A 15,054-nucleotide genomic window follows, 5' to 3' on the forward strand; every position below is an offset into this window, starting at 1 on the left:
TGGCGGCGCGCCGTGCCGAATCCCAGCCCCGGCGGTTCCTCCGGGGCCGTTTCGGCGGCCAGTGAAAAACAGGGGAGGGGGGCGCGCGGCGATGCCAACGGGTACGTCGAGCAGATCGGTTGTCGTGGGGGCAACGGGTTCGCCGGGGGAGGCGGACTTTGATCCGCTCGAATCAACACCCGTGCCGCGCGCCTCCCGTCACTGGAATCCTCGTGCGGGGGGCGCCCATGGCTGGCTCCACCGCTCGTGGTGGAACTCGCCGCGCCTGGTGCGCGGCCTCACCGGGCTCTGCCTGGCGGCGCTGCTGACCACGGCAGCGGCCACTGCCACCGTCCTCATCGGGGCCCGCGGCGGCACCGATACCATCGGCCACCACGCCGCGCCCCAGGTGGTGCGCTCCGCGGACCTGTATTTCGCGCTGAACGACATGGATGCCCAGGCCGCCAATCTGCTGCTGTTCGGCGCCGATCCGGACTTCGAGGTCCTGCGCAAGCAGACCCTGGAGACGTACGAGCAGCGCCGTGCCCAGGCCGACACCGACCTGCAACGCGTCGCCGAGGCGGTGGCCGGCGATCCGGCTGGGCAGCGGGCGGTGCAGACCGTCATCGGTGAACTCGGCCGCTACGAGAGCCGGGTGGCCCGGGCCCAGCTGCTGGAGGAGCAGGCCCACGCGCCCGCGGGCAAGCCGTCGGCGGAGGCGCTCACGGCCTACCGGGAGGCTACCGACCTGCTGCGGCAGCGCCTGCTGCCCGCCGTGGACGAGGTCACGGCGGCCAACTCGGCCACCGTGGAACGGATCTACGCGGCCCAACGGGGAGATGTCGACACCGGCTGGTGGTGGATCCTGGTCACCGGTCTGCTCGCGCTCGCGGCCCTCGGTGCCCTCCAGCGCGTGCTGACGGTGCGCTTCCACCGGCTGGTGAACGTGCCGCTCGCCGTGACCACCTTGCTGGTCCTCTCCGGGCTGATCACCGGGCTGGCCCTCGCCTCCCGGGCGGACCACCAGTTGACCGTCGTGAAGAGCAACTCCTACGACTCGGTGATCGCCCTCGGCCGGGCCCGTGCGGTGGCGTACGACCTGAACGCGGACGAGAGCCGCTACCTGACCGACCCGGCCCGCGCGGCCGCGTACGAGCAGAGCTTCTTCGACAAGACCCAGGCCTTCGCCCGCGTCGACGGCGCCACCCTCTCCGGCTACAACGCGAAGCTCGCCGCCCTGGCGGACACGCACCGGGCCGACCATGCCGCCGTCGGCTTCGGGGGCTTCCTGGGCGACGAGCTGAGGAACATCACCTTCGTCGGCGAGCAGGACGCGGCCGAGCGGGTGCTGGCGGCGTTCCAGGCCTACCAGCGGGACGACCGCAAGATTCGCGAACTGTACGCGCAGGGGCTCCTCAAGGAGGCCGTCACCTTCAACACCGGCCTCGCCGCCGGCCAGTCCAACGCCGACTTCGGCGTCCTGAGCACGGCGATCGACGACGTCCAGGCGATCAACCAGCGCGCACTCGACCACGCGGTCGCGGCCACCGACGACGACCTCGACGCGGTCTCCGCGGCCGCGGGCGGGACGGTGCTCGCGGCGGTGTTGGCGCTCACCCTGCTGGGGGTCCGACCCAGGCTGCGGGAGTACGCCTGACGCGGCTTGCGGCGCCGGGAACGCGTTCGGACCCGCCTGGAGGGCTTCAAACAGCTCTCCGACCGCTTCGGGAGCGCCCGGGTCCGGGCGGTGCTCGACCCGGACACCGGCTGCTGGCCCGCGCAGGCGGGCGCCGTCCGATGTACCCGGAGGACGGCGGGACGATCCCGCCGCCCGAGCCGCCTCCCGCACCCCGTGCGGGTGAGCAGAACGACGGAGGGGAGACGCGGTGAACCCGGCCACCGGCAGCGTGGAGTTCGAAGTCCCGGAGTTCTTCGAGGAGTTCCATGCCACCGACGACCCGGAGGAGGCGTACGAGCTGGTTCTGAGCCGGCTCGGCGAGCAAGCCGGTTGGCTTGGCGCCGACCGGCGCAGAGCGCTGACCGACCTCTACCTGGCAGGCTCGGCTGCGTTGAACGAGCTCGACGCGATCTGGTCGGGCGCCTGTGTCGGCACCCTCGACGGGCGGCTGTCCCTGGCGACGCTGACCGTCACGCAGCTGGAGACGGCAGGTGACGCGCCGCAGGAGGCGGTGGCCGCCGCCCTGACGGAGATGCTCGCCCCTGTGCCGGCCCCTGCCGACGGGCACGGACCGCATCGCCTGGTGCGCCGCTTCGAAGCTCCGGCCGGTCCGGTGGTGGTCTCCCTGGAGCAGACCCCGGGCTGGCAGCTCACCGGCGAGCAGAACGTCCCATTGCTCTCCGCCAAGGCCCACCTACCGCTGCAGCCGCCATTGCCCGGCGTCCTGATCGCTGAACCGACCACCCCGGACGCGGACCACTGGGCGGACGGTTACGCGCCACTGCTGGTCGCCTTCCTGCGCAGCGTCCGCTTCCGGGTGCCGGACCTGCCGGCTGTGGAGGACCTGCCGGCCCTGCCCGGCGTGGACCCGTTCGGGACCGCGCTGGCCTGACGTCCGGCGGGGGCGCCGCTCAGCGGGGCGGCAGCACCGTCCCCGGTCCCGCGCCGCCACCCCGTAGGTCGGCGGTGCGGACCCGGGCTCGGGCTTGCGCCGACACCCACCGTCCATCTCTGACCAACCGTCAATGACGGTCCAATCCCGCCGTTTCGAGGCCGAGGCCGGAGGCGTAGTGTGCCGAATGTGATCGAACTGAACTTCCGGGCGATGGATCGGACTCGTCCGACGAAGCTGTACGTGGTGCTGGCCCTTGTCGTCCTGGTCGTCGAAGGGTCCGCCGCCTTCACCCAGCTCGGCGCGGTGGGCTTCTCCTGGCTGATGGGCGGGAGCATCGTTCTCCTCGCCCCGGTCGTCCTCCTGTCGTACCGGAGCTGGAGCGGGTCGGGGCCGACGGAATAACCATCTGTTGGGGCCTTGGGCGCGGTCGGACCTACCCCTGGTACGAGATCCGGTGGATCGACGTGCGCGAGTCCAAGGGCCAGAGCTCGTCGTCGTACGCGGTTCGGATGTTCCTGGCGAGCGGGCGGCGTCGTTCGCTGCCCGGGCTCTACCGCGGCGACGCGCATCCGGCCCCCGACTTCGACGAGCAGTTCCAGCGGGTCGTCAACTGGTGGGAGCTGAGCACGGACCCGGCCGCACGGGTCCGGCCCTCGAAGCAGTTCCGGGACCGGCTGACTCCCGCCGTGCTCGGCCTCGCCCTCGTCTTCGTACCCGTTCTCGTCGTGGCGGCCGTCGTTCTCGTGATCCTCGCGCCGCACTAGGGTCCTGCGCCGAGCGCGCCCAGGAACCGGCGGACGAGGTAGCAGCGGGGACACCACGGCCGGCCTCCCGGGGTTCCGGTCGGACGGCGACAGAGGTGATGCCCCTTGCGTAGGCCGAAGGACGAGGTCACCCGCTCAGGACCACCAGGAGGAGTGCGGTGAGTGCCATGACGCTGCCCAGCCCCAGGAAGACGTACTCCAGTCCGCGGCGCTCGCGCCCGGTGACGAGGACCTGGCGGGGGTCCGCCGGGTCGTAGCGGATGGCGACGTACGAGCCGTCGACGAGGGGTGCTCGCCGGCTCGCCGGCACCGGTGAGAAGACCTCGACCACGCGGCCGTCCTCGGTGGTGAACTGCAGCAGCGGGCGGGAGGCGGCCGAGCGGTCCTCCGGCCCGGGGATGCGCTCGCGTACCAGTGCCCGCACCGGGACGCCGACCTGGCGCAGCCGCCGGAGGTCGCGCAGTCCGGCCAGTCCGGCCAGGTAGGCGACGAGGCCGCCCAGACCCGCGGACACCGCCAGGGCGGCCGTGATCCCGGTCGTCGTTCCCACGGTTCCTCCCGTCCTCGGGCCGTGCCGTCCACCGGATCCACCGCTCGCGGCCCTGTCAGTATCGCCGTCGCCGACCGGGCGTGACGTTATCCCTGCGTCAAGGTTCCACGGCGGGTGCACGAGCGCCTCGAACCGGCCGCCGCGCGGACTCCCCGGGATCGTCGGCCGCCGCCTTCACCGCCCGCCGAGGCCGGTTTCCTCCAGGTCGAGGTCGCGCTGGAGCTGCCGGAGGGTGGTGTCGCTGATCCGGTGGTCGTCGTAGAGGCGGTGCAGTTCCTCGCTCTGCACGGCGATGACCTCGCGGCGGACCTCCCGGTAGGAGGCCAGGACGTCGACACCAGCCGAGTCGTCCGGCTCGTCGGCGTGCCGCAGGCGGGCCTCCAGGCCCCGGCGGACCCGGTCCAGGACGTGGTCGGGGACGGACTCCAGGTCGGTGAGCTGGTCCAGGTGGGACAGTCCGGCGCGGGCGATGGCGGCCCGGGCCTGCGCTTCCTCGCGCGCCGTGTGCTCCGGTGCCAGGGCCAGCCCGGACCGGGTGACCAACGGGGCCAGGCTCAGCCCCTGCACGACCAGGGTGAAGACGACCACGGCCGTGGTCAGCACCAGGACCAGTGGGCGCCCGTCCAGTCGCTGTCCGTCATCGGCGGCCAGCGGGATGGAGAGGGCGGCAGCCAGTGGCATCACACCCCGGGTGCCGGCCCAGGCGACCACACTCGCCACCCGCCAGGACGGCCGGCCCCCGGTCGGTTTGACCGCCGCCGACAGTGGCAGCATCCAGACCACTCGCAGCCCGATCAGCACCGCGGCCAGGGCGAGCGCCTGTAGTGGCCAAAGCCCGGTGCCGCCGGGCAGCTCCTTGACCAGGGTGGGCAGTTCGAGCCCGATGATGCTGAACACCACGCTCTCCAGCAGGAAGATCACCACCGCATAGACGGCGTGCAGCTGGAGCCTGATCCGGGCGTCGCTGAGCCGGTGCCCCGAGTGACCGAGAAGCACTCCGGCCACCACCACGGCGGTGACCCCGGAGGTGTGCGCGGACTCGGCGAGGACGTAGGCGCCGTATGGAGTGACCAGCGCGATCACGGTCTCCAGCACCGGGTCGGTGGTGCGGCGGCGGATCAGCGCGACGGCGCCGGCCACCGCCGCGCCGATCGCACAGCCACCGCCCGCGAGCAGCAGGAACTGGCCCCCGGCCGACTGCCAGCCGACCGCGCCGGTGGCCACCGCGATGGTCACCGCGACCCGGAACAACACGAGCGAGGTCGCGTCGTTGAACAGGCTCTCCGCTTGGACGAGGACCTGCACCCGCCCGGGTAGTGCGAGCCGCCGGCCAAGAGCCGTCACCGCGACCGGGTCGGTGCTGGCCAGCACCGCGCCGAGAACGAACGCCATGGACCCGGGCAGCGGCGTCAGCGCGGCGGCGAGCAGGCCGACGGTGGCGGCGGAGGCCAGCACCAGGCCGAAGGCGAGCACCGTCACCGGACGCCAAACCGCGCGAAGGTCGCGCAGCGACAACTCCTCGGCGGAGGCGTAGAGCAGCGGTGGCAGGACGACCAGGCCGATGGTCTCCGGCGCGATGTGCAGGGCCGGCGCCCCGGGTATCAGGGCGACCGCGAGCCCGGCCAGGACGAGCAGGGACGGCGCGGGCACCCGCCATCGGCGGGCACCGGTGGCCACCGCCGTCGCCAGCACCACAAGAAGGAGAACCGTGCCCACCGCGCGCATCTGTGGAAACCCCGGACTTCGCTCACGGGGGCGCCGCGGCCGACTGCCGCGGTCCGTCCCCCGGCCGACCAGGCTTCCCGGCACACCGTGATCGTATTTTATCAAGCTCTTGCCGAGGGCGTCAGGAAGCCGTCAGGAAAGGCGTTCGGAGCGGTTGACGAGTTGTTAACTCAGCTCTCCGATAGCTAGTTTGAGCGAATTGCCGACCCGGGGGGAATGATCAGCGGTGAGTGGTTCGCCGAAGAACGAGGGCAAGACCGGCTCTGGCGGGAGCCCCACGTCGGTCAGGGCCGTGCTGAGAGAGATCGCGGACCAGAACGCCGAGGCCCGAGCGCTCGGTGAGCGGTCCGGTACTGCCGCAGTGGCCGCCCTCGAGGGGTTCGCCACGGGGAACGCGCTCCGTGTGGCGCTGAACCGGTGGCACTGGCGGACCGACGAGGTGGACCGAGCGGTCACCGACGCCTCGACCGCACTCGACGCATGCCGGCCGGACCCGGCCGCCTGACCGATCGAGCCGGAAGCGCAGGCCGTGAACCTGACCGAACTCGCCGAGCAACTCGACGGCCGGATTGCCGTGACTCTGCGGCCCCACCTGTTCCGCGCCACCGACGCCGAAGCCCGCTGGGTCTGCCGACTCTACGGCTACCGGATAGCGAGCGAGCGCCGCGCCGGGCCGAACACGGAACTTCTGGCCGTCGTCGACCAAGACCCGGCCGCGCGCGCCCGAGGCGCCTGGATGCGCAGGCCCAACCTGACCCCCGGCGTTCACTCCCCGGTGCCGTGGACCTGCGCCGCAGGAGCCGGCACTCCGTGGGCGTGGACACCACCGGGCCGGCCCCAGGGCCACACCCCGCTCCGCCCCGCCCCCGACCGGATGCCCGGACCTTCCGCGGACCGGATCCGTGCCCAGAACGACCCGGCCCTCCTGCTGCTCCTCGCTGCGCTCTTCACGGTGCTGGCGGTGCTCATCGCGGACGCCCGCCCCGATGGAGCCCTACTCCTCGGGCTCTTCGCGGTCGGCAGCCTGGCCGCCTACCCGCCGGCGAAGCGCCACCGCGAACTCCTGCAGAGGCGCGCGGACGCGGCAGCCGAGGCGTCGGCCTTGGGCAATCACCTCGACTGAGCGGCGCGCAGCGCCGCGCGCCGTACCAGCTCGGCAACGGCACCGCCGCCGCCCGCTGCGAGGACATCCTCGGCAAGGGCTTCGCCAGCGTCACCACCAGCCTCGGCGGCAACACCACCTGCGCCTACCGACCTCCCCACCCCGTCGCCGCAACCCGTCGGGCCGTCCCACATGGGCCAGGTACCGCGTGCACTCGGTGACACCTGGCATCAAGCCGAGCACCGCGGCACCGGAGGCCGTCACCCCTGCCCGGGGCGGCGGCCTCCGTCGTTACAGCCCTGCTCGTCCTGGCGCAGTGAACTTCATGGCTTCGGGCCGGGCCATCGCACGTTGCCCGGCGATGGGGGCGAATCCGGGCGGACCGGAACAGATGCGGCGCGCCTTGCTGTGGTCGCGGTGACTTGCAGGACGGCGCGCCTATACCTCGATGTGGGACCCCATGATGATCGTGCGGTCGCGGGGGAGGCCGAAGTATTCGGCGGCGTCGGCCGTGATGTAGGAGGTGGCGATGAACAGCCGCTTGCGCCAGGGTGCCATGGTGGGTGTCTTCCCGCGGCGGAGCTCGATCCTCGACAGGAAGTAGGAGGCCTGGTCGAGTTGCAGCTGTCCCTCGGTCTCGGCCGGGGTGAGCGTTGCCAGGGTGCCGGGTACGTCCGGTGTTTCCACGTAGCCGAACCGGGCGGTGACGTGGATGATCCCGTCCTCGGCGTATCCGAGGTCGTCGACGATGGTTTGGGCAGGCTCGGTGCCCACGCCCAGGCCGGTCACGACGGGCTTGACGGGACTGCTGTGGCTCCCGGGACTGGCCTTCGCCCGAGTGGCCGGATGAACCACGGACGCGGGCGATGCGCCCGCCGAACCGGACTCGCCGGGCCCCGCGCTCCGCTAGCCTGCTTCAGGTGACGGAAGCGATGGACGACGCCTCGTGTGGCTCGCGCTACAGCAAGATCGAGGAGGACCTGGTGGTCCTCGGCGGGGCCTTCGGGCTCGGTGAGGTCCAGGCGTGCCGCTTCCTGCCCAACGGCTTGATGAACGGCAACTGGCGGTTGGAGACGGCCGAGGGCGTGTTCGCGCTGAAGCGGATCATGGACGTGTCGCTGCAGCTGGCCCGCCGCAACCTTGCGGTCCTGTCCGAGCTGGCGGACGCCGGAGTCCCGGTCGGACGGCCGATGGTCACCTCCTCCGGACAGATCGTGGCGGAGGTCGCGGGCCGCGGCTACTGCCTGATCCCCTGGTTGGAAGGCGGCCACCAGCCCGGGACGGAGCTCACGCTGGACCAGGCGGGGGACCTCGGTGTCCTGCTCGGCCAGATCCACCGGAGCCTGAACGGCGAGCGGGCCGCCAGGCTGCTGCCCCCGGGATCGGAGCCGTTGGCTGCCCCGGTTACTACCCCGGGTGCGGCGCACGCCGAGGCGGCCCGCTTCTCGGCGCTGATCGCGGCCCTTGAGAGTCCCACGGCCTTCGATGCCGACGCGGTCCGGGCACTGGGTGAGCGCAAGGTGCTGCTCGACAAGTACGCCCGCGAGCGCCCGACCACCGAGGTGGCGGCGGGCCCGGTGGGCTGGACGCACGGTGACGTGCAGCACCGCAACGTGCTGTGGCGGGACGGCAAGATCGCCGGGGTGATCGACTGGGACCGCATTCGCGTGCGCCCGTTCGGCGAGGAGGTCGCCCGCACCGCTACCGTGCAGTTCGGCGGTGAGGACGGCTTCCTCGACCTGGAGCGGACGACCGCGTTCGTGGCCGGCTACCGGTCGGTGGTGCCGATCCCGGTGGCGGCCCTGGCAGACGCGGTGGAGCGGCTCTGGTGGAAGCGCATGTCGGACTACTGGCAGCTGGTCTTCCACTACGACCGCGACGACCACTCCTGCGACCACCTTTTCCTGCCCGCCGATCGCTTGCTGGCCTGGTGGACCGAGCGGCGCGCGGACGTGCAGGAGGCGTTCGCGGCTATGCCGTGACCAGCGTGCGGACCAGCACGGCGGCGAGGGTCTCGCCGACCTGCTCCATGTAGTCCGGGGCCAGGATCTGCGGCACCTTGAGGACGATCATCTGCCGCATCGCCTTGTGAAAGTTGGGAAGCTCGTCCCTGGTCGGCGGCTGGTAGGGGCTGCGGGCCAGGTGCGGCCAGAAGCGCGCGGCCAGGTCCGGGCGCTGGAAGAGCGGGGCCTGCGTCCAGTCCTCGTACAGAGAGCGGACGGGGATGCCGGCGGCCTTGAACCGCTTGCTCAGCTCCGCCGGGTCCGGCACGCGGACGCCGATCGTCAACGGGGTGCCGTACCAGCCGCGCACCGACAGCTCGCCGATCTCGGGCCAGGCGATGGGCGCGTCGTACTCCTCCAGGGCCTCGCGGAGGGCGAGGAGGTTCTGCTCGGCGGCCAGCATCCGGTCGGGCAGTGACCGCAGCTGCTGGCGGGCGATGACAGCGGACAGGGCGGGCATCCGGTACGTGTAGGCGGCCCCGGTGGTGGCGAACGGCTTCAGCTCGGGCAGGGTGAGCTCGGCGGCGAGCCTGGCGGGGTGGTGGCCGAGGGTGAGGGCCCGCTCGTAGACCTCCCGGTCCATGGCGGTCAGGACGCCGCCCTCTCCGCCGGAGACGGCCTTGGACTCCTGGAGGCTGAAGCATCCGGCCGCACCCCAGGAGCCGACCGACCGGCCCTGGTAGAGGGCTCCGTGGGCGTGCGAGCAGTCCTCGACGATCGGCAGCTCCGTGGCGCCGAGGAGCTGGTCCATGCGGGCGGGGATGCCCCAGGTGTGGGTGGCCAGGACCGCAGAGCAGGCGCCGGCGGCCTCAGCAGGCAGTCGGCGGGCAGTGGGCCGTCGAAGTAGCCCGCGAACAGGGCCTCGGTCATCGGGGCCGGCTCGCGCAGCGACCAGCCGGCGAGTTCGACCAGAGGGTCGCCGCCGCGCACGCTCTCCAGGTCGACGACGCCGGTGATCCGCCGGTCATCGGTGAACAGGTGCCGGCCGACCCAGTCACCGTGCAGGAGCCGGGGCGGACTTGAGGCCAGGCGGCCCGATCCGACGTCCAGGATGAGGCGGGCCCGGTGCAGCAACCTGGGCAGGTCGATGCCGTCGACGCTCGGGACGCTGCGGGGCGCAAGGCTGAGGAACCAGCCCTGGATGGTGGCGTGCTGGCCGATGCCGTGGCCGTCGAGCTGGCCGAAGCTGCCGACCTCGATGGTGTGCAGGCGCCGGAGCACCTCGCCCGCGCACCTCGCCGCGTCCAGGTCCTGCGGCGTGGGCGGTTCGGCTTCGACGGGGCGGCCGGAGCAACAGGTCTCCACGCACGCTTCCCGGCTGTGCCAGAGGATCTCGGCGGCCGGAACACCGGCTTCGCGCATGCGGGCCGAGGCCCAGGCGGCGGTCGGGTAGCGGGAGCGGCTGCCCGCGCGGCGGATCTTGACGACCAGGTTGTCGCCGTCGCGGGTGTTGGCAGCGAAGGGGAGGCTGTCCGTTCCGGCCTTGAGTGGGGTGAAGTGCGCGTCGGCGGCGTCGAAGCCCGCCGCGGCGAGGGCGTCGACCAGCAGCGGGTGCGCGCGGCTGGTCACGATCACGGCGTCAGAGGTGGGCATCGGGCACCTCCGGCACGGGGACGGGTCGGCGGTGGGTGGCGGAGGCCAAGGCGGCGTCCAGCAGGGCGATGGAGGTGAGGTTGGCGACGGCGGGCACCGGGAGGGGGCCGTCCTGGTGGAGGGCATCGACCATGGCGGTGATGCACCGCTGGTAGGCAGGCGGACCGGCTTCGGACGCGTTCCGCGCCCGGTGGGGGTCCGGGGCCCACCGGGCGGCGAAGCCACGGCCCTTGATGCGCCAGTCGCCGTTGGCGTCGGTCCGTAGGGCCGGATCGACGACGTAGCCGCCTCGGTAGGTGAACAGGGAGCCGTCGGCGAATCGGACGGTGATCGTGGCGATCGAGCTGTGGGCCGCGAGGAAGCCGGTCGCCGTCTCCGTGCAGGTGACCTCGGTGGGCGGCGCGGTGATCAGCGAGCGGACCTGGTCGAAGGCGTGGACGGCGAGGTCCGTGGCGACGGGCCGGTGCTGGCCGCTGCGGAAGCCCGGGCCGGGCAGGGTGACCAGGGTGTCGGCGGTGACGGCTAGGGGCGCACGGCCGCGGGAGCGGACTGTGTCGGCGAACGCGAGGAAGTCCGGGTCGGCGCCTCGGTTGTGCATGACGGCCAGCAGCAGGCCGCGTTCGCGGGCGAGGTGGCCTCGCCGAGGGCGGCCAGCTCGTCGCCGGTCAGCTGCGGGAAGCGCTCCACCGTGAGGTCGGCCGTTGTCGCCCCCGCGAGCCGGGCGGCGAGGTGCCGGTGCTCGGCCTCCTCGCGGGCGGTGGACACCAGGGTCAGTGTCGAGCCGGGGAAGTCGCGCAGGAGCGGGACGTACCGGGCCGGCACTTGGGTGACCTGTATCGGTAGTTGGGTCGTGTTGCCGCACCCTGGCCTGTCGGACACACGCCCCTGCCCGACACCTGCCGCACACTGTGAGCCGCGCAACAGGGCAGGTCGCACACCATGTCCGAGGACGAGACACCGATAGAAAGGCCCTGCATCCATTCCACGAACTGGCATCAGGCCCGCACCTGGTCGCTCCGCCCCCGCTGATGCCGGACCAGGCCGCTGCGCCACTGCGTTCAGCCCCACCGACATTTCCGCGATCAAGCGGTGGGCCAAGCTGCTGATGATGACGGAAGCGGTGGCGTCTGTCGGAATCGGTGGGCTGGTGATCGCTCGCGCGATCAACATGTGCAGGAGGAGGACTCGCCCTTCGGGGTAGTGCGGAGGCTGAAGCCCATGCTTGCTGTCCCTTCAGTCCGAGACCGGCGGGTCTGCTGCGGTTCGTCGTGGCGGTCGCTGGGGGCGCGGGCTTTTGCTTGGCGCCTCCGCTGGTAGGCGTGGGCGATGGCCTGGCGGGTGGGGTGCCGGGCGACCGTTGGGGCGAGTTCGGGAACACCGCCCCGCGCTCACCGGACCCGGCGCCTTTGCGTACCGAGCCACCAGGAGTCCGTGGTGCCGCGCACAGGGGCCTCACCCGGGCTCGAATTGGTCCCGGGCCGAGCGGCCGACTCGCGAAGTACATGGGACACCCGGTCGGCGGTCACTCGTGTGCGCGCCCCGGTGGCGGTCCTGACACGTCGAGCATTCCCTGAAGAAGGGCTGGCCGAGCGTCAGACCACCTCGTCAAGGACAGCTGATCCTGGGAGCCTGCGATGCCTTCCGACACGCCCGAACCGGATCCTGGGAAAACGGGGGACGCGCGGCCCCAGGACGGCCGGCCCAAGGGCGAGCAGCCGGATACCGGCGGGCCACCGGAGCCGGCAGGGCTCCCGAGGGACGAGCGCAGCGAGCTGGACGCACTGCGGCACCGGCTCACCGTCCTCGAGGCGTCCGCACCGCCACCGAGGGCGCGCCACCACCGCCTCCGTACATCCGGCTCGGTCGTCCTGATCGTCATCTCCTCCCTGCTGTCGTTGCTCGCGGTCATCGCGGTGTGGACCGACTCGATTGTCGGGGACACCGACCGGTACGTGGCCACGGTGGCGCCGCTGGCGAGCAACCCGGATGTCCAGGCCGCGCTCACCAGCCGGGTCACGTCGGAGGTCCTGGCCCAGATCGACGTGAAGGCCGTGGTGGACGAGCTCTCCCAGGCTGCCGTCCAGCAGGGTGCGCCGCCCGAGCTCGGCAAGCTGATCGGTGGCCTGAGCGGGCCGATCACCAGCGGCCTCACCCAACTGGTCAGCAGCACCGTGAACAAGGTGGTGACCAGCGACCAGTTCGAGACCCTGTGGGTCGACGCGAACCGGGCGGTGCACTCCTCGCTCGACAAGGCGCTTACGGGCAAGGGCGGCGGCGCGGTCTCGCTGGAGAACAATCAGGTCGCCATCGACATCGGGCCGTTCGTCGCCAAGGTCAAGGACCAACTGGTGGCCTCGGGCTTCGGACCCGCCGCGAAGATCCCGGAGGTGCACACGAGCTTCGTGGTGTTCTCCTCGAAGGACGTCGGCAAGGTCAAGACCTACTTCCGGATCCTTCAGATCATGGGGACCTGGCTCCCGATCCTCGCCGTGCTGGTGGCCGCCGCGGGGGTGTTCACCGCCGTGAACCGGCGCCACGGCCTGATCGGCGCCGCCCTCGGGGTGGCCGTCGCCATGCTCCTGCTGGGCGTCGTCCTGACGGTCTTCCGGTCGTTCTACCTCGACCACCTGCCGCCCGGGGCATCCCAGGCCGCCGCCGGCGCGATCTACGACGCACTGATCCGCTTCCTGCGCGCGAGTGTCCGCGCCGTGGGCGTGACCGCGCTGGTGACGGGCGTCGGCGCCTTCCTGATCGGCCCGTCCAAGGTCGCCGTTTGGATCCGCACCGCCTGCAGCTCGGCGATCGGTGCCCTGCGCGAGGTGTCGACTGCACACGGCATGCGCCTCGGGCCGGTCGGCCGGTTCGTTCACCACTACAAGCGCTGGATCGGAGCAGCGGTCCTTGCCGTTGCGGCCGTCGTCCTCGCGACGTGGAGCTACCCGACGGCGGCTGTGGTGTGGTGGATCGTCGTGGTGGTGCTGGTCGGGTTCGCCATTCGGGAGTTCCTGGACGCGGAACCGGGAGACTCCCCTCCACCGCCGTCGGCTCCCACTGTCGAAAGCGCCCCGCGCCCGGGCGGTTGAGGCTCCGCGACCAGGAAGGCGCGACCCCGCACTCACGTCGTTGCCCGCGTTCCTGCTGCTCCGGTTCGGGGGTGGTGGTCACATGTCAGCCCGGAGCCGGTCAGAGCTCGTGCCTCCGGTGCCGAACGGAGGGAAGGCCTCGGCGAGGATCACCGCGAGGTGGCGCTCCTCGACCCCCGCCTCCCGGGCAGCCCGAATCCGCGCGGCGATGTCGCCGGGCAGACGGCCGACCGGCGCCGTCAACCCCTTGGGCGCGCCATCGGGTCCCACGGAAACGCTGCCGGTCATGGGCGCGCCCCCGAGGTCTGGCATGCCGGCTCATGCCACGTGGTAGCCACCACCGCCCCTCCCGGCAACAGGTGCTCACTGCTCCAGGTCCGGCAGCAGGGCACAGCCGGACACAGGTCGGACCGTGCAGCCAGCGCGCTTGGATGAGCTGAAGCGACCGACGCGGCGGCATGTGTGGTCGGCCGGCGGCGCCGGCGGCCCGTGGTAGATCTCGTCATCACCGGCCTCTCCCACGCCCGGCACCCGTCCAACCCCGAACCACCCCAACGGGGGCAGACAGGGCGGATACAGCGCAGCCCGGCCGCTGCGCGGGGAAGTCGCCGGGCGCGAACCGAGGCGACTCGCAGAGAGGCGTGCACCACACCGCGACGCCAGCGGCAGCTCTGCCGGCCGGCTCCAACGGCTCAGTCACAGCCGGGAGCAGGCCGCCGAAGCGGCCCGAAGCCGTCGCCTTGCCGAGCTTGCGGCGATCGCCAGAGAGATGCTGGGAGCCAGGCCGTACTTCTCGTGCGGGTAGATCACCCACCGTTACAGATGGGGATTCCGCTCGCCGGGGGCGGACTGGGCCGACCGGGTGGTCCGCACCCCGTAAGGAGGTCCCGGGGCGCCGAATCCGCGCGCGCATCCTGCATCGTGATCTGTATGGCGATTCATCGGTTGTCGTTGCGGTCCTGAGTTGATGGGCACGGGATGGTGAGGCCGGATCTTCAGGACCTTCCCCGGAGGAAGCGACGCAGACTCCTGGTGCGCGCACTACTGCGACCGCTGGTGACCACCGCCGGTCTGGTGACGGCCTACTACCTGCTCCCCATGGACAAGCCCTACAGCGCCGCAACGGTGCTGGGACTCGTCCTCGGTCTGGTGGCGGTGTCCGGCCTCCTCGTGTGGCAGACGCGGTCGGTCAGCCGTTCCCCGTACCCGAGGCTGCGGGCCGTAGAGGCGCTCGCAACCGTCTTCCCCCTGCTCATCCTGCTGTTCGCCACGAGCTACTTCCTCCTGGAGAGGAGCCAATCGGGGTCCTTCACCGAGTCCTTGTCCCGCACGGATGCCGTGTACTTCACGGTCACGGTCTTCTCCACCGTGGGCTTCGGTGATATTGCCCCCAAAACGGGAGCGGCAAGGATCACGACGGTTCTGCAGATGCTCGCGGACGTGCTCCTGATCGGTGTCATCGCACACGTCATGCTGGAGGCCGTGCGCAGGGGTCTCGACCGGCGTGTGCAGTCCGGGGGCCCACCGCCCGGTGCCGCCCGGCCCGCGTCGGACGGGCCGGGTGACCCGGCAGAGGGTGACCTCGGGCCGTCCGGATGACCGCCGCGTCACCACCGCCCCGTTGCCACGAGTTCGCCCGGAGGAGGCCGAGCCTGTGGCAGCACGTCAGGACGAGCCGAGGC

Annotated in this window: 16 protein-coding genes and 1 pseudogene; 9 read left to right on the forward strand and 8 right to left on the reverse strand. The window is 71.8% G+C overall.

Features of this window, described 5'->3' with window-relative positions; genetic code table 11:
- The first annotated feature begins 268 nt into the window (after positions 1-268).
- From OH807_RS38355 to OH807_RS38370, 4 genes are all read left to right on the forward strand, one after another.
- Entirely contained in the window at positions 269-1,636 is a 1,368-nt protein-coding gene (locus OH807_RS38355) for a hypothetical protein (RefSeq protein ID WP_406209178.1), read from the forward strand.
- 229 nt (positions 1,637-1,865) lie between these two features.
- Positions 1,866-2,549: a hypothetical protein gene (locus OH807_RS38360; protein ID WP_406209181.1), complete on the forward strand. Its 684-nt coding sequence runs from the start codon at positions 1,866-1,868 to the stop codon at positions 2,547-2,549.
- Positions 2,550-2,738: 189 nt separating this feature from the next.
- Positions 2,739-2,954, forward strand: coding sequence for a hypothetical protein (locus tag OH807_RS38365; RefSeq protein ID WP_406209184.1), 216 nt, complete (start codon positions 2,739-2,741; stop codon positions 2,952-2,954).
- A 62-nt stretch (positions 2,955-3,016) separates the two neighbouring features.
- Positions 3,017-3,316 carry a hypothetical protein gene (locus OH807_RS38370; RefSeq protein WP_406209186.1) on the forward strand — a complete coding sequence of 100 codons (300 nt, stop codon included), beginning with the start codon at positions 3,017-3,019 and terminating at the stop codon, positions 3,314-3,316.
- A gap of 127 nt (positions 3,317-3,443) precedes the next feature.
- On the opposite strand, the gene OH807_RS38375 is transcribed toward OH807_RS38370, so the two are convergent.
- Positions 3,444-3,866: a DUF3592 domain-containing protein gene (locus OH807_RS38375; RefSeq protein WP_406209189.1), complete on the reverse strand. Its 423-nt coding sequence runs from the start codon at positions 3,864-3,866 to the stop codon at positions 3,444-3,446.
- A gap of 174 nt (positions 3,867-4,040) precedes the next feature.
- Entirely contained in the window at positions 4,041-5,591 is a 1,551-nt protein-coding gene (locus OH807_RS38380; protein ID WP_406209191.1) for a Na+/H+ antiporter, read from the reverse strand.
- A 226-nt stretch (positions 5,592-5,817) separates the two neighbouring features.
- Here OH807_RS38380 and OH807_RS38385 point away from each other — a divergent pair, with 226 nt between their 5' ends.
- Both OH807_RS38385 and OH807_RS38390 read left to right on the forward strand, forming a co-directional pair.
- Positions 5,818-6,096: a hypothetical protein gene (locus OH807_RS38385; protein WP_406209194.1), complete on the forward strand. Its 279-nt coding sequence runs from the start codon at positions 5,818-5,820 to the stop codon at positions 6,094-6,096.
- Positions 6,097-6,120: 24 nt separating this feature from the next.
- On the forward strand, positions 6,121-6,714 hold the full coding sequence (locus OH807_RS38390) for a hypothetical protein (protein WP_406209197.1): 594 nt from the start codon (positions 6,121-6,123) through the stop codon (positions 6,712-6,714).
- Between the two features lie 417 nt (positions 6,715-7,131).
- Here OH807_RS38390 and OH807_RS38395 read toward each other — a convergent pair whose 3' ends face one another.
- Positions 7,132-7,467 (reverse strand): KUP/HAK/KT family potassium transporter, encoded by a 336-nt coding sequence (locus OH807_RS38395; protein WP_406209200.1) that lies wholly within the window; start codon positions 7,465-7,467, stop codon positions 7,132-7,134.
- Between the two features lie 146 nt (positions 7,468-7,613).
- On the opposite strand from OH807_RS38395, the gene OH807_RS38400 reads away from it, so the two are divergent.
- The gene (locus tag OH807_RS38400; RefSeq protein WP_406209203.1) at positions 7,614-8,675 is read left to right on the forward strand and encodes a homoserine kinase; all 1,062 of its coding nucleotides are present in this window, start codon (positions 7,614-7,616) and stop codon (positions 8,673-8,675) included.
- On the opposite strand, the gene OH807_RS38405 is transcribed toward OH807_RS38400, so the two are convergent.
- From OH807_RS38405 to OH807_RS38420, 4 genes and pseudogenes are all read right to left on the reverse strand, one after another.
- Positions 8,665-9,447, reverse strand: a complete 783-nt coding sequence (locus OH807_RS38405; protein ID WP_406209205.1) for a DegT/DnrJ/EryC1/StrS family aminotransferase — start codon at positions 9,445-9,447, stop codon at positions 8,665-8,667. The genes OH807_RS38400 and OH807_RS38405 overlap by 11 nt on opposite strands.
- Positions 9,448-9,548: 101 nt before the next feature.
- A pseudogene (locus tag OH807_RS38410) lies at positions 9,549-10,289 on the reverse strand (phosphotransferase family protein); the annotation flags it as partial.
- On the reverse strand, positions 10,276-10,887 hold the full coding sequence (locus tag OH807_RS38415; protein WP_406209208.1) for a hypothetical protein: 612 nt from the start codon (positions 10,885-10,887) through the stop codon (positions 10,276-10,278). The pseudogene OH807_RS38410 and the gene OH807_RS38415, both read right to left, overlap by 14 nt.
- Positions 10,812-11,111 carry a hypothetical protein gene (locus OH807_RS38420; protein WP_406209211.1) on the reverse strand — a complete coding sequence of 100 codons (300 nt, stop codon included), beginning with the start codon at positions 11,109-11,111 and terminating at the stop codon, positions 10,812-10,814. Before OH807_RS38420 ends, OH807_RS38415 begins: the two co-directional genes overlap by 76 nt.
- Positions 11,112-11,923: 812 nt before the next feature.
- Here OH807_RS38420 and OH807_RS38425 point away from each other — a divergent pair.
- Positions 11,924-13,372, forward strand: coding sequence for a hypothetical protein (locus OH807_RS38425; RefSeq protein WP_406209214.1), 1,449 nt, complete (start codon positions 11,924-11,926; stop codon positions 13,370-13,372).
- Between the two features lie 78 nt (positions 13,373-13,450).
- Here OH807_RS38425 and OH807_RS38430 read toward each other — a convergent pair whose 3' ends face one another.
- Entirely contained in the window at positions 13,451-13,660 is a 210-nt protein-coding gene (locus tag OH807_RS38430) for a hypothetical protein (RefSeq protein ID WP_406209218.1), read from the reverse strand.
- Positions 13,661-14,428: 768 nt separating this feature from the next.
- Between OH807_RS38430 and OH807_RS38435 the strand changes: the two genes are divergently transcribed.
- The gene (locus tag OH807_RS38435) at positions 14,429-14,971 is read left to right on the forward strand and encodes a potassium channel family protein (RefSeq protein ID WP_406209221.1); all 543 of its coding nucleotides are present in this window, start codon (positions 14,429-14,431) and stop codon (positions 14,969-14,971) included.
- Positions 14,972-15,054 lie beyond the last annotated feature (83 nt).

The sequence above is a fragment of the Kitasatospora sp. NBC_01560 genome, from assembly GCF_045208415.1.
Lineage (GTDB): Bacteria > Actinomycetota > Actinomycetes > Streptomycetales > Streptomycetaceae > Kitasatospora.